Source organism: Streptomyces sp. NPDC005483 (assembly GCF_040606035.1).
Classification (GTDB): domain Bacteria; phylum Actinomycetota; class Actinomycetes; order Streptomycetales; family Streptomycetaceae; genus Streptomyces.
Map to the genome: position 1 here is coordinate 1 of NZ_JBEXEA010000077.1, position 17,674 is coordinate 17,674.

Annotated in this window: 16 protein-coding genes and 1 pseudogene; 8 read left to right on the forward strand and 9 right to left on the reverse strand. The window is 69.8% G+C overall.

What is annotated here, in order from left to right:
- The 3 genes and pseudogenes from ABZT06_RS49320 to ABZT06_RS49330 all read right to left on the reverse strand — a co-directional run.
- Positions 1–276: pseudogene (locus tag ABZT06_RS49320) on the reverse strand (hypothetical protein); the annotation flags it as partial.
- 380 nt (positions 277–656) lie between these two features.
- Entirely contained in the window at positions 657–4,475 is a 3,819-nt protein-coding gene (locus ABZT06_RS49325; protein WP_355756192.1) for a hypothetical protein, read from the reverse strand.
- A 124-nt stretch (positions 4,476–4,599) separates the two neighbouring features.
- Positions 4,600–5,892, reverse strand: coding sequence for a hypothetical protein (locus ABZT06_RS49330; protein ID WP_355756194.1), 1,293 nt, complete (start codon positions 5,890–5,892; stop codon positions 4,600–4,602).
- Between the two features lie 808 nt (positions 5,893–6,700).
- Here ABZT06_RS49330 and ABZT06_RS49335 point away from each other — a divergent pair.
- Both ABZT06_RS49335 and ABZT06_RS49340 read left to right on the forward strand, forming a co-directional pair.
- On the forward strand, positions 6,701–7,132 hold the full coding sequence (locus ABZT06_RS49335) for an ester cyclase (RefSeq protein WP_355756197.1): 432 nt from the start codon (positions 6,701–6,703) through the stop codon (positions 7,130–7,132).
- A gap of 10 nt (positions 7,133–7,142) precedes the next feature.
- Positions 7,143–8,228: a LuxR C-terminal-related transcriptional regulator gene (locus tag ABZT06_RS49340; RefSeq protein WP_355756199.1), complete on the forward strand. Its 1,086-nt coding sequence runs from the start codon at positions 7,143–7,145 to the stop codon at positions 8,226–8,228.
- A gap of 560 nt (positions 8,229–8,788) precedes the next feature.
- Here the strand turns inward: ABZT06_RS49340 and ABZT06_RS49345 are convergent.
- Both ABZT06_RS49345 and ABZT06_RS49350 read right to left on the reverse strand, forming a co-directional pair.
- Positions 8,789–9,160: a fic family toxin-antitoxin system, toxin component gene (locus ABZT06_RS49345; RefSeq protein ID WP_355756201.1), complete on the reverse strand. Its 372-nt coding sequence runs from the start codon at positions 9,158–9,160 to the stop codon at positions 8,789–8,791.
- Positions 9,157–9,411, reverse strand: coding sequence for a hypothetical protein (locus ABZT06_RS49350; protein ID WP_355756203.1), 255 nt, complete (start codon positions 9,409–9,411; stop codon positions 9,157–9,159). Before ABZT06_RS49350 ends, ABZT06_RS49345 begins: the two co-directional genes overlap by 4 nt.
- Positions 9,412–10,108: 697 nt before the next feature.
- Here ABZT06_RS49350 and ABZT06_RS49355 point away from each other — a divergent pair.
- Entirely contained in the window at positions 10,109–11,866 is a 1,758-nt protein-coding gene (locus ABZT06_RS49355) for a S8 family serine peptidase (RefSeq protein ID WP_355756222.1), read from the forward strand.
- 345 nt (positions 11,867–12,211) lie between these two features.
- Here ABZT06_RS49355 and ABZT06_RS49360 read toward each other — a convergent pair whose 3' ends face one another.
- Together ABZT06_RS49360 and ABZT06_RS49365 are read right to left on the reverse strand one after the other, a co-directional pair.
- Entirely contained in the window at positions 12,212–12,508 is a 297-nt protein-coding gene (locus tag ABZT06_RS49360) for a hypothetical protein (RefSeq protein ID WP_355756206.1), read from the reverse strand.
- On the reverse strand, positions 12,505–12,702 hold the full coding sequence (locus ABZT06_RS49365) for a toxin-antitoxin system HicB family antitoxin (RefSeq protein WP_326659041.1): 198 nt from the start codon (positions 12,700–12,702) through the stop codon (positions 12,505–12,507). Before ABZT06_RS49365 ends, ABZT06_RS49360 begins: the two co-directional genes overlap by 4 nt.
- A 277-nt stretch (positions 12,703–12,979) precedes the next feature.
- Between ABZT06_RS49365 and ABZT06_RS49370 the strand changes: the two genes are divergently transcribed.
- From ABZT06_RS49370 to ABZT06_RS49380, 3 genes are all read left to right on the forward strand, one after another.
- Entirely contained in the window at positions 12,980–13,675 is a 696-nt protein-coding gene (locus ABZT06_RS49370) for a hypothetical protein (RefSeq protein ID WP_355756224.1), read from the forward strand.
- A gap of 511 nt (positions 13,676–14,186) precedes the next feature.
- Complete coding sequence (locus ABZT06_RS49375; RefSeq protein ID WP_355756209.1) at positions 14,187–14,327, forward strand: hypothetical protein; 141 nt, start codon at positions 14,187–14,189, stop codon at positions 14,325–14,327.
- Positions 14,324–14,812, forward strand: a complete 489-nt coding sequence (locus tag ABZT06_RS49380) for a hypothetical protein (RefSeq protein WP_355756211.1) — start codon at positions 14,324–14,326, stop codon at positions 14,810–14,812. The genes ABZT06_RS49375 and ABZT06_RS49380 overlap by 4 nt, the downstream gene beginning before the upstream one ends.
- A 246-nt stretch (positions 14,813–15,058) precedes the next feature.
- Here ABZT06_RS49380 and ABZT06_RS49385 read toward each other — a convergent pair whose 3' ends face one another.
- Positions 15,059–15,349, reverse strand: coding sequence for a hypothetical protein (locus ABZT06_RS49385; RefSeq protein WP_355756213.1), 291 nt, complete (start codon positions 15,347–15,349; stop codon positions 15,059–15,061).
- A gap of 465 nt (positions 15,350–15,814) precedes the next feature.
- The gene (locus tag ABZT06_RS49390) at positions 15,815–16,294 is read right to left on the reverse strand and encodes an ATP-binding protein (RefSeq protein ID WP_355756215.1); all 480 of its coding nucleotides are present in this window, start codon (positions 16,292–16,294) and stop codon (positions 15,815–15,817) included.
- A gap of 200 nt (positions 16,295–16,494) precedes the next feature.
- Here ABZT06_RS49390 and ABZT06_RS49395 point away from each other — a divergent pair, with 200 nt between their 5' ends.
- Both ABZT06_RS49395 and ABZT06_RS49400 read left to right on the forward strand, forming a co-directional pair.
- Entirely contained in the window at positions 16,495–16,851 is a 357-nt protein-coding gene (locus ABZT06_RS49395; protein WP_355756218.1) for an STAS domain-containing protein, read from the forward strand.
- Positions 16,852–17,096: 245 nt separating this feature from the next.
- The gene (locus ABZT06_RS49400) at positions 17,097–17,306 is read left to right on the forward strand and encodes a hypothetical protein (RefSeq protein WP_355756220.1); all 210 of its coding nucleotides are present in this window, start codon (positions 17,097–17,099) and stop codon (positions 17,304–17,306) included.
- The last annotated feature ends 368 nt before the right edge of the window (positions 17,307–17,674 follow it).

The window sequence follows — 17,674 nt, forward strand, 5'->3', positions numbered from 1 at the left end:
ATCTTCAAGATCCTCGAACGTGCCGAGGGAAGCCAACTCGTCGATGCCGAAGAACTCGCTCAAGCGGCTTGACACGACATAGCAGCCTCGGGGGGGGGCCGTGGCCTGCTGGACAGACTCGGTCAGGGCCGCCATGAAATCGAGGACCTTGCCCGGCTGCTCGGGTTCCGGGGCGTCGGGCAGGGGCTTGTCTTCCCGCTTCGACTCGATGATCTTCGCCAGTGCGTCGGTGTAGGTGTCCTCGAACTCCGGCCCGTCGAGGTCGTCGCGCGCCATCGACTCCATCAGGGCGAGCGCCCCCTCGATCTCCTCCTCCGACACCTGCTCGTGCGGCGGGTCGACGGCGGCGGGGTCGCGAATCGAGCTGCCTGACCGTGTTGCCGTTCCCGGCGTACTCGGTGGTGGTGATGCTCCACCGCATCACCAGCGTGCTGCCCACTTCCCATCTCGTACACGGACACGCTCTCGCGCGGAGGACGGCCGCCTTCTTGCCCGCGCACAGCCTGGAGGCTCTATCCCCTGAGCGACGACACGCGGAACTGTCGGACAGCGAAGCGACTGAAGGGTCCTGCACGTCGGGAGCCCGGTTGGCTCAGTGGCCGGGGTGGGATGAGGGGGTGCTCGGCTCGTCGGGCGCCGCTGTTGCGGGGGTGATCTCAACCGTTGCCCGGGCACACGTCCCGGTAGGAGGCGTCCGGAATGTATGTGTGCCACTCGGCCGCTGTCAGCGTCGTGTTGGTGTGGGCGCAGATCCAGGTGGCGGTGTAGGCAGGGGTCACCGGATAGCGCTGGACGGGGGCGTGGCGGCTGGTGGCGTAGAGGGAGGTGCCGTTGGTCGTGAAGGCGAGGGAGGTGATGGCCTCGCCGGGTGTGGTGAGGCCGCTGCCGAGGGGCTGCCGGTTCGCGGTGTCCCAGAGCTGGAGGGTTCCGGAGTCTCCGGCGACGGCGAGGGTGGCGCCGTCGGGGCTGAAGGTGAGCGCGGCTACGGCTTCCGGGTCGCCGCTGCCGACGGGGGCCGGGAAGGTGTTGGGCAGGACGCCGAGCCGGTGCCTGAGGTTGCCGTCCCACAGGGCGACCCGGCCGGACGCGTCCCCGACCGCGACCCGGGAGCCGTCCGCGCTGAACGCCACCGCCTCCGTCTCCTGCCCGAGCCCCAGGGTCCGGGGCGTGCTGCGGCCGGAGGACGGCGCCGCGACCCGGTCGCCGCCGACGAGCAGGCCGCCGTCGGGGCGCAGTGCGAGGGCCGTGGCGTCGAGGTTTCCGAGGTCGGCGGTTCTGCGGTGGCTCGCGGTGTCCCACACCTCGGCGTCCGTCGTGCCGGCGGAGTTGTCGCGGATGGCCACGAGGAGGCGTCCGCCGTGGCCCAGGGCGAGTTCCTCGACGGCGGCGGACATGGCGGAGGGTGCCGCGAGGTCCAGCGTCGTCCGTATGCGGGCGCGGCGGACGTCCCACAACGTGAGCGGCTGTGCCGAGGTGCCGCGGTCCGGAGCGGAGACGCCGTAGGCGAGGGTGGTGCCGTCCGTGCCGAACGCCATCAGCGGTTGGGCGTCGGTGGCCGTCACCGGCCCGGCGCTGTCGGCGGGCACGGGGAACGCGGCTGTGGGGAGGGTGCGCAGCGTACGGCCGGTGGCGGGGTCCAGGAGGCGGAAGACGTAGCCGCCGGGCCGCTGTTCGGCAGTGACGAGCGTACGGCCGTCGGGGCTGAGGAGGACATCGGCCAGTGCCGTGTCGCGCCAGGCGGCGGTGACGGCAGGACCCAGGTCCAGGGTGTGGACCGTGCCGCCTTCGAGGTAGCGCAGTGCGGATCCGTGCGGGTCCCAGGCGAGGTCGCCCCGTATACGGCGGCCGTCGAGGGAGTGGCGGAAGACGGGAGCGCCGGGTGCGGACAGGCGCCAGACGGTGAGCTGTGCCGGTCCGGCGGCGGCGAGGAAAGTGCCGTCCGCGCTGAACGCGACGGACTCGGAGTCCGGGGCGTCGAACGTGGCGGTCTCCCGGCCGGACGCGATGTCCCACACCCGTACGTCCGCGTCGGAGACCACCGCGAGCCGGCGCCCGCCGGAGTCGAACACGAGACGGGAGTTGTCGTCGCCGCAGTTGCCCGCCCCCGTGTTCTTCGTCCAACCGCCGGACAGCGTACGGCCGTTGGACGTGTCGTGGATCTGGATGGTGCCGCGGGTGGGGCAGACGGCGACCAGGCGGCGGTCCGCCGTGGTGGCCACGTTGGTCTCGGAGCCCGCCGCCGCCCGGACCAGCAGGCGGCCGCCGGAGAGGGCGCGCAGTTCGACGCGCGGTTCGTTGACGGAGCTGAGCAGGTAGGCGTCGGCGGCGGCGTCGAAGGTGGCGATCTCCGCATCAGAGGCGATCGCCGCACCAGGGTCGATCTCCGCACCCGCGTCGACCGCCGTGCTTCCGGTCCACCGGCCGGTGGCCAGGTCCCACAGCCGTACGCCCGCATCGCTGTCGAGGGCCAGGACCTTGCCGTCGCGGCTCGCCGCCTCGATACGCACGCTGTCGACGGGCAGTGGACCGGAGGCGATCGCCCGGTGGGTGACGGTGTTCCAGGTGTGCCAGGTGCGGCCGCTGACGCTCAGCAGGACCCGTCCCGAGCGGACGAGGAACCGTTCGGTGCTGCCGCCGCCCGGCCCGGGATCCGTGAACGCGTCGCGCTCGGGCTGGGTCGGCGCGGCGAGCAGGGCGGCCCGGCTCTCGGGGAGCGCGGCGATCCGCCAGGCGGCCAGCCCCAGCAGCATGGCGGTGCGGGGATCGGTGGTGCGCATGCTGTCGGCGACCTCGGCGACCCGCTGAGCGGCCGCGGCCCGGGCGTCCCGCAGCTCGGTGTCGTGCTGCTGCCAGGCGACCAGCCCGATCACCAGGGCGAGTGCGAGCAGCGCGGCGGCGGCGGTGACCAACCGCCGGGTTCTTCGCCGGGTACGGCTCACCGCGCGCCGCTCGTCGTCGCGGGCCCGCAGGGCGGCGGTCAGGAAGGCGCGTTCGGCAGTGGTGAGGACGGGACGCCATCCGGTGTCCGGCGTCCCGAACAACTCCACCGCCCGCTCGAGCCGCACCCCCCGGTACAGCGCGCCGCTGTCACGTCCCAGGTCCAGCCACGTTCGTACGTCCTCGCCGAGGCGCCGATGGGCGATCAGCCGCCCCCGGTTCTCGTCGATCCACCGGCCGAGCCGCGGCCAGCTGGTGATGAGCGCCTCGTGGCCCAGTTCCACCGTGTCGCCGTCGAGGGCGAGCAGCCGGGCGGCGGCCAGCCGTTCGACGACCGCGGGAAGTTCGGGGTCGCCCCAGTCGTCCAGTTCCGCGCGGGTGACCGAGCGCCTGGTGTCGGGTACGCCCTCGCCGGGCGTGATCAACCGCAGCAGCAGCTTCTGCGCGGTGTCCGCCCGACCGGGCGACAGCGCTCCGTACGCGTGCTCCGCGGTCGCGGCGATCGCGCCCTGGACACCACCGGCCGCCTCGTACGCGGTGAGGGTGAGGATACGGCCGCGCCGGCGCCGCCAGGTCTCCAGCAGGGCGTGCGAGAGCATGGGCAGCGCGCCGGGCCGGTCGACGACCTCCTCCACGATCCGGGCGGTCAGCTCGCGTTCGACGACGAGCCCGGCGACGGCGGCGGGCCCCGTGACCGTCTCCCGCAGCTCGGTCGCGGACATCGGCCCGATGAGCAGCCCGCAGTGGCGCAACATGTCGGCGAGCCCGGGGTGGTCGGCGCACTGCCCGTAGAAGTCGGCTCGCATGGCGATCACCACGTGCAGCCGGGAGTCCGGCTCCCTGGCCGACAGCAGCAGGTCGATGAACCGGGTGCGCTCGGCGCGGTCCCGGCAGATCGTGAAGACCTCCTCGAACTGGTCGACGATCAGCCAGCTGTCGGGGTCGCCGTCCCCGGGCGCCAGCAGATGGCCGTAGGTGGCGGCGGGCCGCTCACCCGGTGTGAGGATCCGTACGACAGCGGGCCGCCCGCGCTCCCCGGCGGCCTCCTGGACGGCGGGGATCAGTCCCGCCCGCAGCAGCGACGACTTGCCGCTGCCGGACGCGCCGAACACGGCCGCGAACCGGCGCTCGCACACGAGGCCGAGCAGTTCAGCGACGAGCCGCTCACGCCCGAAGAAGAGGTCGCGGTCGCCGGGTTCGAAGCGGGCGAGCCCGCGGTACGGCGAGGTGGTGTCACCGTCGGCCCCGCCGGGCGACGCTTCCTGCGTCTGCGCGGCCTCCTCGGCGGCCGCGCTGCGGCGCGGTTCCCACACGTCCGGATCCCCGTCGCACGCCTCCACGTAGGCGCGGACCACCGCGGCCGAGGGCAACCGCTCACCCGCGGCGGCGCGAGAGAGCGCGGACACCGACAGGCCCGTACGGCGGGCCATCGCGCGGTACGAGGGGCTGCCCGCCTTCTGCCGCAGCAGGCGCAGTTCGTGGGCGAACAGCTGGACCGGACCGGCACCTGGATCGACCGGACGTTCTGGACGACCCAATGGAACTCCCGGAAAATCCCGTCAAAAACAATCTTGGTCACGAACTATGACCGACCGCGCCAGGCGACGACAATGCCCGGCCCGGTGACGTTGGTCACCGGGCCGGGAACGGTACCGCGGGGGTTTACGCGTGCTCGTACACCGAGATGTGGCTCTTCCAGTTGAAGACCCTGTCCGGGATGTAGGTACCGCCGGGCGGGGTGATCAGGAACTGGTCGTCCTTGTTGTTCGGGTTCGCGGCATAGCTGAGTCCGTCGCAGGAGACCGCCCACCGCTGCTGGTGGGTGGCGTCCTCGGCCAGGCACTTGCCGTTGGAGGCCATGAGCTCGTCACCGTCGGCGTACCACACCTGGCGCGAGTCGCTGTAGTTGCAGGGGGTGAGGGCGACGTTGTAGCTGGTGTTGGTCAGGCACCTGCCGCCCTGGCCGATCAGGTAGCCGATGGCGCCGTCGCTGTTGATGTGCGGGGTCTCGGCGACGTCCCAGTTGTAGTACGGGGTGTTGTAGCTGCCCGAGTACAGGTCGTCGTGCACGTCTCTGCCGGACGCGTGGGAGGGGATGCGGAACTGCACCCCGTCGGCGATCGGCTGACCGCGCTTCTCGGCGATGACCGGCTCGACCGAACCGCCGCCGGTGAAGGCGACCGGGAAGGCGCCCCAGTTGTGGATCATGATGTAGTTCAGCGCGTTCTTGATGCTGCCGACCATGTTCGGGCCCGCGCTGCCGATGCGGGCGCCGATGGACTTCAAGGCCTGCCCGGCGCTCTGCAGGGTGGCCCGGACGCCCTTGCCGACGTAGGACTCGTCCAGCTTGTCGAGGCCTGAGAAGGTCAGCATGGACACGGTCGCGTCGAAGAAGGCACCGCCGACGCTCTTCCAGTTCAGGTAGCCGTCGGTCAGGTACTGGAAGGCCAGCGCGCCGACGAACCCGCCGACGAAGGACGCGAACCGTACACCCCACTTGCAGCCGGCCGGGCCGGTGAGCGAGCAGATCAGCGTGGAGCCGAGGATGGTGATGACCGCGTCCGCGGCGATCTCCACCGCCCGCGCCGACAGGTAGGACCACTTGGCCTGTGTCACCTTGTGCAGCTTGCCCGTGCAGTCGGTGACGGCCTCCTGCTTCTTCGAGGCGAGGACCGTCACCTGGTGTGCGGTGAGCGCGTACGAGGTGGCGGAGACCGTGGCCGTGGAGGAGCCGGAGTCGTAGGCCGCGCTCTGGACGACGGGCCCGTTCGCCACCGGCCGTGCCTGTGCGCGGTAGGCGGCCTCGACCGCGTCGACCGTCCCCTCGCAGAGTTGCGTGACCGAGGTGGACGTCTTCCTGGCCGCGTCGGACAGGCGGCTGCCGAAGGAGGCATCGAGGAGGGTGGCGGCCAGGGCGGTGACGAGCACCGTGATGATGAGTGTGCGTATCGGCACCCGTTGAAGCGGACGCCCGGTGAACCAGGTCAGCACGAATAAGCTCCTTATGGATGCTTTGTCTGGATCGGGAACGCGGCGGTGTGTGCGGGTGCCGCCCGAGGAACCGTCCCTGCCGGGACCGGCGCACTGGGGCCGCCGGATCACCGGGTGGGGACGGAACACTCCCGATCCTGAGGTGCCCGACGTTGTTGCTCAATCCCCTTCCGGGGGCGGCAACAACCCGGTGACCTGGGGAGACGCCGGACCCCGCGGGTCCGATCCGCGACACCGTCCCGGCCCGGTCGGTGACAACTGTGACCGGCACAGCCGTTGGATCGGCGGGCCAGGTCGGAGGGGCGCGGGACGCGGTACTCGGCTGATCGGCTGTGTGGCCCGCTGGAGGATGCATGGGAGCCGGCCCATGGGTGACGACGGTCCTCAGACGCCCGCCGGGAGTGCCCTGGTGGAAGATGTGGCTGAACAGGCTGCGGAAGGCGCTCTCCCGGGCCTCCTGGTCCGGCCCGCACACCATACGATCCCATCGGCGCTCGCCTTGACGCGCTGCTGCGCGCCCTCGACCACCGTGGCGGCCCTTCCGGAGGCATGCCGCTGGTCGGTGAACGCGCTTCGGCACGCGGACGAGTGCGATGACGTGGCCTGCTCATCGCCCAGGCCGAGGATGTCACTGAGTGCCCGAGAAGAGCCGACGCCGGCAAGGAAGCGGATCGGACGCGGCCGCGCACCGGCCGGGCACCCTGAGCCAGGCGCGGGATACCCCAAAGAGTTGGGGTTCCGGACCCGACCTGGTGCGCCGAGGATTTTCTGTATGGACACCATTGAGCAGAACAAGCAGACCGTGACCGCTTTCATCGACGCGCTGTTCACCAGGGGTGACCTGTCGGCCGTCGACGTCTACCTCGCCGAGGACTTCGTCAATCACGACCCGCCGGTCGGCGTCAGCCCGGACCGGGAGGGCATGAGGGCCGCAGGCGCCCTGTTCCGGCAGGGGTTTCCGGACTGGCACTCCGACCTGGGTTTCCTGGTCGGCGAGGGGGAGCTGGTGGTGGAGCAGTTCACCGCCTCCGGCACCCAGCAGGGCGAGGTGATGGGCGTCGTGGGTGACGGGCGCACCGTGGTCCTGAAGGGGATCAACATCTTCCGGGTCCGGGGCGGCCGGATTGTGGAGCGTTGGGGCCGTCTGGACGACCTCGGACTGGCGCGCCAGCTCGGGCTCGTGCCGACGCCGACCTCGGCGTAGCGTCGACGTCATGGCCACCGGCATCCCGGAGCGACGCGTCGAGCGGCTGATCGACCGCTGCTACGCAGGCCTGGACCTGCCCGAGCTGACCATCGAGGTGCTACGCCGTTTGCCGGACATCCTCCCGGTGGAGGCCGTCTTCTTCGCGTCCGTCGATCCGGCGACCCTGCTGTTCACCTCGATGGCGGCCCAGGAGCCCTTGGACGGCGTCAGTTCCCTCTTCCTGGACAACGAGTACGGGCGCGAAGACGTCAACAAGTTCACCGCGCTCGCCCGAGGGCCCGACACGGTCACGTCGTTGGACCGGGCCACCCGGGGGCAGCGCTGCGAGAGCGCCCGCTACCGGGAGATCATGGCCGGTCTGGGCCTGGGCGATGAGCTGCGGGCCGCCCTGACCGCCGGGCGCGACTGCTGGGGCGTGCTGTGCCTGCATCGGGCCGACGGGGAGGCCGGCTTCCGCGGCCAGGACCTCGATGTACTGAGGAAGATCGCCCCGCACCTGGCCGAGGGCCTGCGCCGTACCGTCGTCCGGGAGACGTTGAGGCGAGAGGGGCCCGCAACACCGGGCACCCCCGGAGTGATCGTGCTCGACCAGGAGCTCGCCCTCGTCTCGATCAGCCCGGACGCTGAGCAGTGGCTCGCCCGGCTGCCCGGCCCCCGGATCGTGGGACTGCCCGTACCCGTGTACTCCATCGCCGCGCACCTGGCCACACCCGATGACGCGCCGGGGCGATCCGCGGCGGACCGCCACGGATCCGTCCGGCTGCGAACAAGCGATGGGCAGTGGCTGTCGCTGCACGCGACCCGGCTGCGGGGCCCCACGGGGGAGCAGATCGGCGTGGTCGTCGAACCTGCCCCCGCCGCCGAGATCGGATCCCTCATCCTGGCCGCGCACGGCCTCACCCCGGCGCAGAACCGGGTGACCGCCCTTGTGCTGGAAGGCTGCTCGACCCGCGAGATCGTGGAGCGGCTCCACGTTTCCGCCTACACCGTCCAGGAGCACCTGACAGCCGTCTTCGCCCGGTTCGGCGTCCGCAGCCGACGGGAGCTCATCACCGCTCTCCTCTCCTCACACCGGCCGAGCCAGGAGGAGTAGTACGCAGGCCCCGGCGGCGAACTGCTTGATCCAGTTCGCGAGAGGCGGGTCTCCCAGATCAGCGCCAGGCACCGCCCGACCAAACCTCTGCACGTACGCCACCGACTGGGTGGCCATCAAGACCCGGTGGCAGCTCACGATCGACCCCGCCGAACCGACCGCGCTCACGGGCATCCTCGACTCCTGCCCAAACAGCCCCATCGACGTCGCCCGCGCCCGCTGAACACGACCCGGCCCCGCCGCTCGGGGGAAAGCTGCGGGGCCAGGTCTGGCTACAAGATGCCACAGCTGCCCGGGCAGCGGGTCCCACGTCGGCGGAGCGGGCACCGGGGTCGGCCCTCCCAAGCGAAGATCAGGCCTTGCGAGCACTTCGGCGGCGGTGACCAAGGAGCTTTGTACGCGGCCCGGACGAGATCTGCATGCCGGTTCCGGCCCACCAGGTTGGGGGCCTCTTGAAGGGCGAAGTTGACGTCCACGGCCCGGATGGCGAGCGCCTGGATGGCCAATGCCTTCTCTCCGAGGTCGCGCCACCCGACAGTTGTGACCACGGCAGATGGTGATCAGGGTTTCCAGGTGCGGAGGAAGGCAGCGATTCGTTGGGCGGTGCAGTGGGGGTTGTTGAGTTCGTGCGCGAGTGCAGTGAGCTGTTCGCGGGTGGGACTGACGGGAATGTTGCTGGCTTCGAGGTACATGACGGCGACGGCGCAGGCGACGGTCAGGTTGGAGCGTTCCAGCCAGCGGCATCGCCCCAGGGTGTGGACCAGGGCGGCGGCGCGGGCGTAGGGGCCGTCGTAGACGGGCGTGTCGAGGAGTTCGCCGCGGTGGCGGGCGACGGCGGCGATGGGCACGCCGTAGTCGTCGGCGGCCGGGTCCCGGTGCCCGGTGCGTTCTGCAACTTCGAGGATCCAGGATTCGTCGACGTGCAGCATCACCCGGCGGCGCCCGGCTGTCGGTCGTAGGGGGCGTCGAGTTCCTGTTCCAGGTCGTCGAGGAATGCGCCGTGCTCTTCGATCAGCCGCTGGGCGGCCGCCATGCCGGCGGAGCGGGCGCCGGTGGTGTCCTCGATGATCAGCCGTTCCACGTACTTGTTGAAGTCCAGGTGGCGGGCGGCCGCGGCCGCTTTGCCCGCTGCGAGCACGTCTTCCGCCAGCCGGACCTGTGTCTGCTTTTTCGCGGAGGCCATACCGAATGGCAGCAGGGTGGTAGCAGAGGGGTTGGGGCACGGAAGATGGGGCCCGCAAGCACTGATGACCGTCCTGTGCCATGCCGAACAGATCACCTGCGGATTCCAGCGGCAAGTCATCGGCTGCCGCAGCGATTCTCGAGGCGGCCAGATGGGTCGGTCAGGAGTCGGAGGAGGGCCGGCTCCGTCTGGCCATCGCGATCGTCTACCTGGCCAGAGCCACCGGCAGGGTTAGAACGAAAGTCCGTTTCAGCAGCTCAGAGCGTACGGCGCGATGGCCCCTGAAACGCTCTACCCCAGGTTCGGGAACGCTGGCTGTTTGCTCGGCGCTTCGACCGGCACGAGAGGGCAGTACGTCGCCGTCGGCCACCAGGAGCGCGGGCGGTGTCGGCCGCCGCGCAGGTCCGGAGCTCCGGTGCGGGCAGCACGGCCGGCACCAGGACGGCGGGGTAGGCGCGGTCGACGTCGCCGAGCTCCTGGTGGATCCCGACTCTCCGGATGCCCGGAGTGCGTCTCTTTTCAGCCATGCCTCTCTAACGTCCCTGCACGGAAAGGTACTTCCATACAGGAGCATGCACCTGACATCTTGCATCCACCACTCGTTTCGTACGGCCCGGCCGGTGCCCTCAGCCCGGCCGGGCCGTCTCCGGAGGACGCATTGATACCCCACATATCCAGCCGCCCCAGACGCACGCTGGTGCTGGCGGCCACGCTCGGCGCCGTCCTCGCGTTCGGCGCCCCGGGCGCCCTCGCGGGCACGCTTCCTGTCGTTCCCTCCACCGCACCGGCCGTCAAGGCCCCCGCGGCCGCCGTGCCGGCATCCCAGAGTGCGAACTGGGTGGCCGGGACGCGTGCCTACCTCGTGATCACCGCCCCTGGTGACAGTTCGGCGGTCCGCTCGGCGATCACGGCCAACGGCGGTACCGTCTTCTCGAACTTCGACGCCATCGGCGTGATCGTCGCCCACTCCGCGTCCAGCGCATTCGCCGCCACCATGCGCGGCGTCGCCGGCGTGCAGCAGGTCGGCGCCACGCGTACCTCGGACGTCCCGGCCGACGCCTACAACCCGGCGCTCCCGGCCAATCCGGCCCAGGCCTCGACCCCGGCCGGAGAACCGGTCCGGGCCGACATGAGCCAGATCAAGGCGGACCAGGCCTGGGCCGTGAACCCGGGCTCCGCCTCCGTCACGGTCGGCATCCTGGACACCGGTGTGGACGACCAGCACCAGGACCTGGCGCCCAACTTCGACGCCGCCGACTCGGTCTCCTGCGCCTACGGCAAGCCCGACACCCGTGCCGGCGCGTGGCGGGACGTCGACACGCACGGCACCCACGTGGCGGGCACCATCGCCGCGGCCAAGAACGGCAAGGGGGTCGTCGGCGTGGCACCCGGGGTGAAGATCGCCGCGGTCCGGGTCGCCGAGCCGGGCAACGCCTTCTTCTTCGCCGAGAACACCATCTGCGGCTTCGTCTGGGCCGGTGACCACGGCTTCAAGGTCACCAACAACAGCTATTACACGGACCCGTGGCAGTTCAACTGCCCGGACAACATCGACCAGGCGGCCATCATCGAGGGCGTCAAGCGCGCCCAGGAGTACGCCGAGGGCAAGGGCTCCCTCCAGATCGCCGCAGCGGGCAACGAGAACTACGACCTCGCCCACAAGACGACCGACTCCGCGAGCCCGAACGACTCGACGCCGGTCACCCGCACCATCACCAACGCCTGCCTCGACATCCCGACCGAGCTGCCGGGCGTGGTCACGGTCGCGGCCAACGGCACGGGCGTCACCAAGGCCTCGTTCTCCAACTACGGTCAGGGCGTCATCGACGTCGCGGCGCCGGGCAGCAACGTGTACTCCACCGTCCCCGGCGGCGGCTACGGCAGCAAGAGCGGCACCTCGATGGCCACCCCGCACGTCGTCGGCGTGGCGGCACTCATCGCCAGCGCCAACCCGGGCATCACCCCGGCGCAGCTCCGCGCCAAACTGGCCGAGCAGGCCAACGACATCGCCTGCCCCTCGGACAGCCGCTGCACGGGCACGACGGCCAACAACTCATTCTTCGGCGAAGGACAGGTCGACGCCCTCAAGGCTATCGGGACCACCCCGCCGACCGGCAAGTACTTCGAGAACCTCGCGGACTTCGCCATCAACGACAACGCGACCGTGGAAAGCCCGATCGCCGTAACCGGTGTGACCGGCAACGCCCCGGCCACCCTCAAGGTGGGTGTGGACATCAAGCACACCTACATCGGTGACCTGAAGGTCGACCTGGTGGCGCCGGACGGCACCGTCTACACGCTGCACAACCACGCCGGCGGCAGCGCCGACAACATCGCCCAGACGTACACCGTGAACGCCTCCTCGGAGGTCGCGAACGGCACCTGGAAGCTGCGCGTCAACGACAACGCCGCCTCCGACACCGGCAAGATCGACGCCTGGAACCTGACCTTCTAGCGCAGGGTCCGGCAACGCCCGCGTACAGCACACATAGCGCTGGGCGAAGATCCCGCCCGCGGCCGCGGAGAAGGCGGGCTGCGCGGTCTGTTCGGCCAGCTCCGTCTACTGCTGGGCGGAGAGGGCATATGGGCCCCGGCGGGGATGTACGCAGCGATTGGGGCCACCATCCCGGAGGCGTCCAGGAAGGCCTCGGACGGCCTGAAAGCCGGTGTCCAGCTCACCGTGCGCCTCCCTGACGAGCTCCAGGGCGTGTCCGCGCTTGCCGTTTACGGGCAGCGCGGACGCAGCCCCGGGGAGTGCCGGCCAGCTCGAGCAGCGTGCCCCCATCGTGGGGGGGGGTGACTACAGGTCGAGGGCGGCGCGCAACGCCTGGTCGACGCGGGCCATCGCGGCCGGTTCGACCTCACCGAGGAGCTTCGCGCCGTCGAAGCGGGTCACCCGCAGCTGCTGGAGGTTGACGGCGACCGCGGTGCACGGGACGGGGTCTCCGATCACGACCGACATGGCCGTGTCCGGAAAGCGGCCGGAGGGATGCAGCACGATCGCGACCACCGCACCGTAAGCCTCTTCCAAGCCGGTCAGGGAGACGATCAGAACCTTGCGCCCGTCGCCGAGGGCCCAGATCTCTCCTCGTCTCACAGAGTGTCTCCCTCGCCCGCCAAGTCGTCGCCGAGACCCAGCGCGGCAAGCTGGTGCGCGGCGTCAAGAGTGGCGGCACGGCGAGCGGCGCGCACAACGTACTGGTTCACGCTCAGGCCGGCCTCCGAGGCAGCCGCCTTGATCGAGGGAGCCAGCTCATCGGGGATCCGCAGGGTCATCGTGGTGACAGACATGACCTCAGACTAGCCACCATTTCACGGTGGCGTAAACCAGTAGCATTAAGCCCTATCTCCTCGGTGGCGGGAGCGATCGGCTGCGCTTCGCCGACTTGAGGCGCTGCCAGACTTCGATCAGGCTCCTGGGCGAGATGGAGCAGGCAGCCGAAGCGCAGAGCTCCGTCGTCATCGGCGAGGTCTTCGGCGATGCGGGCAAGGCGATTGGGGGTGTCGGCACGGGCAAGGAAGGGCCATCACTGACGCTCAACCCGTGCAGTACTGTGCTGGCGTGTCCATGCCTCCGCCGCCCCAGCCGCCCTACGCCTGGGGCGTGCCGCCCGTGGTCCTGCCGCCCCCGAAGAAGAACCGGGTCGGCCTGGTGATCGGGATCGCCGGCGGGGTGTTCGTGATCGTCCTGGCGATCCTGCTGACGCTCGTGATGATCGGAGCGAAGGCCGAAAGCGGCTTTCCCGAGGCCGACTTCGCCCTGACCCTACCCAGGACACTGCTCGACGGCCGTTACAAGCTCACCAAGGACCTCTCCGATACCACGGGCCGGAAGATCGAGAAGGATTCGACCGGCATCTGGGACGCCAAGATCACCCACGGTGTCGTGGGGCGATACAGCCTGGGCGGTAACCCGACCAAGGGCGCGCTAGTGATCGCGGGCCTCTACGGCCGATTCAAGAATACGGACCAGACCCGCGCCAACGCGCTGAAGCGCGACGGCGAAGCCGCCGGCGTGACGGTGGCCGTACCACCGAGGGACGTCACCCCGGCGGGGTCGGCCGTCAGAATCAGCTGCGAGGTGCTCACCCGGAAGCAGCCCGCCTTGACGATCACCTACCCGGTCTGCGCTTGGGCGGACGGCAACACCACGGCCCTGGTGGCCGAGATGACCTTCAGTGCCGCGAACGCCGACCTGGACCTGAAGTCGGCCGCCAAGACCACGCTCCAGGTCCGCTCCGAGACTCTGAAGGCGATCAGGTGACCGCAATATCACCGCGGACGTCATCTGCTCATGACGCTGGTCAGCCTCGCGGGGTATCCCAACCCGTGAGTCGGACAGTGACGCCTCGGATTCCACAGCCTGCGTGGCACGGCGGTGCATCTACCGCGACCACCCCCCGCAACCGTCCCACAAGCTGCCCGATAGACCCCACGGACTTCGAGGCGCCAAGCAGGGTGCCGTGGTTCACACAGCCGCAGCGCCAACAGCGGAACAAGCCGGGGCAGTTGACCGTTCACCTACCTGTGGCTGGCGGAGGGGACTGTGTCCCCGGGCCTCACCCTCCGCCCATGGGGACGATCGTTCGGCTGAAGCCCCATAGAGCACCCCGCCGAGAGGCGACCGCCCTCCGCACGCCACCACACACGGCCCCGGCTGGTCTCCCCCGTCCAGCCGGGGTTCTCCCATACCGGCGACCAGCACCACCCCGTCGGGGACGTCCCGGCGTACGCATCGCACTGCCCTCCAACAGCCTCTTCAGTCGAGGTGAAGGGTGTTCAGGGCGGTGGTCCAGTCGGTGACGATGGCCTGCTGCGTGGCCGCGAGCGTGACCTGGTTCGTGGCACTGGTGCGAGCCGGCACCCGTTTCGAACGCGGCCGTCTGGTCGAGCGCCCCGAGGAGGCCGCCGCGTGAACGGCCTCAACGGCGCCCATGACCGTTTCACCGAGGACGAGCACCAGCGATTCACCCGCTACCTGCACGAGCTGGCAGTCGTCCGTGACGAAGACGAAGCCGATCTGGTGACCAGAATCCTGCGCGACCCGGACACGACGATGGCGCAGTCGGCCATCGTCCGCCACCTCGATCGCCGCGCGGCCCTCCTGCTGGCCGACGAGGGGTTCACCGCCTGGGCCCGCTCGATGGCCGAGATCACCGCGAAGCGGGAGTTCCTCACCCGCCGTCTGCGCGATTGGACCCTGCTGCGGTCCATCACCGCGGGCGAGCCGTGGAGTTCGGAGGAAGTCACCAACGGATCCGACTGGTTCCAGCGCAAGGCCGTCGAGACCCTGTCCTCACCCTGCTCGCTGAGGCCGGAAGAACCCGACGGGTCCGCGCTGACGCCAGTCGCCCACTACGCCAGCAACACCACAGCGACTGACTTGATCCACAGGTCTTGACTATTCCTCGAGGATAGAACCAGGCACTGACAAGGCCATCCGGTCTCGCGGTTGGAGAACGGGCTCAACGGCCGTCGCATGGGTCGTCGCCCACAGACGTTGGCTTGGTGTCGGCCGCCAGGCAGGAGGAGTACACCCGCGGGGGTGTGGGCTGCGGCTCCGGTTCCGGTGCGGCGCTCACGGCGATGATCGCCACGGCACAGGCACAGATCAGCCCCGCTATCGCAGCGAGCCCTGTACGGCGGCTCACCGGTCGCGGCTGAAGTGGTCGAAAACTTCATCGCTGCAGGCGTCCGCGCCGACCCGGGTTCGAGTGAAGGCCAGCACGCCGTCGTCCTTGCCTTCTCTCTTGGCCTTGGCCAGCTGCGTCTCGATGTCCGCGATGTACTCGGCGCACTCGGCGCTGACGGGCGTCTCGGGCTGCGGGTCAGGCGCCGGAGAGGCGTTCAGTGCGGCGGTGGCAGCAATACCGGCCACACACAGCACCGCCCACGCGGCAATCCACGTGCGACGGCTCATCCGTAACGGCTTCGGCATGTAAGCATCCTACGAGCGTCCAGGCGGCACCCACCCTGGCCGCGGTGAGGCCTGCCGTGGGGGCGGCGGCGAGCAGGATCTGGTGGGTCCTGGGTGCGGTGAGCGGGGCCAGGGCGAGCTGGTCGGCGACGGCGCGGACCTCAGACCGGCGCTGTGCTCCGGTCATGCCACCGCCGGACGGTACGGGGCCGGTGTTCTGCTCGTGCTGGTGGCGGTTGCGCATGTCCTCATCCCACAGCGACAGCGCGCGGCGCCGTCGTTCGGCCCGGCCGGCCCCCTCCAATAAGCCACAGACCGGTGGCGAAGTTCTCCAGGACGCCGCGCAGCAGCGTCCTGGGGGTGGTCGGGTCGACCTCTCCGGCCACGGTCAGGCGGCGCAGTGGCGAGTACAGGCGGGGGTGCCCACCATCGCATGCACATGCCCCGGATCGAGCCCGTCCTACCTGTCGGCCTCCCCCTCGGGCCCTATGGCGCAGTGCGGCCGGCGATGCTCCCGCCGGGGTCGTCGGCCAGCGCGATCAGCGCCGTGACGCGTTTGCCGACCGGTTCACGGTGGACCTCAAAACCCTGACTGACGGCGAGGGTGATCTCCAGACCGTGCCGCCCGACCCGCTGCGGATCAGTGGCTGCGACGTCCGGCAGGACCGGATCGCTGTCCCACACCGACACCCGCACCCCGCCCTTGCTGATCGTGAGGTCGAGCATGACCGGCCCCGGCGCGTACTTCACCGCGTTGGTGACCAGCTCACTGACCACCAACTCCGTCATACCCATCGCCCGCTCGGACACCGGCAGCCCGTGCACGGCCTGCACCTCGGTGAGAAAGCCGGTGGCCAGATGCCGCGCGGCGCCGATACAGGAGGAGTCGCCGTCAAAGGCGGCCGACGCCGACAGCAGCTCGCGGTCCTTGGCCGTTTTCCCCTCATCCCCCGCGGTCTGCCCCATACATCCGCCCGTCTCACATGATCAGCACACGATCTTCATGCCGTTGGCCGCCCATTGCATCACAGCCCCTGACATCTGCCCCTCCCAAGCCTCTTCAGGCCGCTCTGGCCGGGGGACAGTTGACATCACGCGGCGGCATGCGTTTGCGTGGGTGGTGGCCTCGTAGCGGCGAGTCCCGCCTACGACGGACAGGAGACGGTATGCACCAGGCCCATTTGACCGTCACCCGGCACACCACCGCTGACGGCGTCCTCGTCCTCGCCCTGGCCGGCGAGATCGACCACACCACAGCCGACACCTTCCGTCAGGCCCTCACCGTAGACGACGGGTCCTTCCGGCACGCGGTCATCGACTTCCGCGATGTCACCTTCATGGACTCCAGCGGCATCAACGTCCTCGTCGCCGCCAACAACGCCGCCCAGACCGGCGGAGGCTGGCTGGGCCTGGCCCACACTCCGGCGCGCGTACGCGACCTCCTGCACATCGTCGGCCTGGACGACGTCCTCCCGCTCTACCCCACCCTGAACTTGGCCCTCGAGGCACAGAACGCCGCCTGACCCCGCGCCACACCATCGGCGACTGAGCGTCGCGGCCCCGCCGCACCCCGTCCGGGTGCACCACCGGCGAGTACGCCCCGATCCCCGACAGCGTCCGCACCACCCATCCCGCCCCTCCCTCATCCTCAACTCCAGCCAGATACCGCACGGTGCTATGCCGTCAAGTCGGAGCTTACGGGCCCGTGTAAGGTGACCCGCCGATTCGAACAGGTGGGGGTGGAACATTGGCCGACGTGGTGCGTGTCATGGAGGCACTGGCCGAGCAGGGAGTCACGGTGCTGTTCAAGGCCGACGCGGAACGCATGCGTGATGGAGTGAAGCCGTGGACCTTCGTCGCGAACGGTCTCCCCTTCCACGAGGACCTGCTCGTGCGTAGTGATGCCGCCTCGGTGGAGGCCTGCCTGGAGATCTGCCTGCCGCAGCTGCGTGAGCGCGGACTGGTCATCCCTGAGTGAGCATTGTGCATCTTGAAAACGGCTGGCCATCAGGGCTGGTGCCGGCGGGTGGTCGTCTCCTTGGCTGGTCGCGGGCGGGTGCCTGTGGTGAAGATTCTCTTTCAGGCCGATGAGTAAGGCCGCCACGCCAGGTCTACATCCAGTGAAACCAGTCTGGAGGAAGACCACAGGAGGTCGGAGTGTCTAGATCAGTGCTCGACATGTCGGTGTCAGTCGACGGGTACATCGCCGACACCGACGATTTCCTCGGCGGCGACGACGGCGAGCGGCTGCCTAAGACTTCGTCTCATTTGGCGAGTCGGCGGTAGCAGATGAGGGTGCAGGCGATGCTGGTGAAGGCTAGAAAGTGCTCGGCTTTGCGTTCGTAG